The sequence below is a fragment of the Niallia sp. Sow4_A1 genome, from assembly GCF_052116745.1.
In the GTDB taxonomy this organism is placed as follows: Bacteria; Bacillota; Bacilli; order Bacillales; family Cytobacillaceae; genus Niallia; species Niallia hominis.
This window is the reverse complement of the sequence record NZ_JBQKKM010000142.1, coordinates 1-491: the sequence shown is the minus strand read 5'-3', so window position 1 is coordinate 491 and position 491 is coordinate 1. Positions and strand designations below refer to the sequence as shown.

The window sequence follows — 491 nt, the reverse complement described above, 5'->3', positions numbered from 1 at the left end:
GAGCAATCGACGCCAACACCCTCTCTCGAGACTCCTTAACAGAAGCATCAGGCAACCCAACAATCACCATAGATTCCGTGTCCTGCGATATCCGCACCTCCACCTGAACACAATAGCCCTCCATCCCTTTCAAACCAATACTTGAAACTTTTGAAGTCATACAACTCCCTCCAAACTATTTATTTTTATAGTACGATGAATGAAAATTAACCGGGAAAGAAACAATTCAAGAAAGATTAAAATAGGAAGATAAATCAATCGAGGTTAATATAGAAGAAAATCTTTTTAGAACAAGAACAACTAACAGAGGTAAAGAAACAATCTACCACTCCAATATTCTACAAAATAATCAAATTTCCTGCCAAAATGAAAATAAAAAGAAGAAGACAACAATATAACTGCTGTACTTCTCTTTGACAAATTCCATCGGCAATCCCACAAAACACTCTTGTAAAACTTTCCTGTGAAACAAGATTATTCGGGATTTCACT

General features: G+C 36.3%; 1 protein-coding gene. It reads right to left on the bottom strand.

The genetic code is table 11. The features are described from left to right. The coding region (locus tag ACTQ5K_RS25570) for a magnesium chelatase domain-containing protein (RefSeq protein ID WP_441994458.1) at positions 1–160 on the bottom strand (160 nt) is incomplete at its 3' end. Positions 161–491 lie beyond the last annotated feature (331 nt).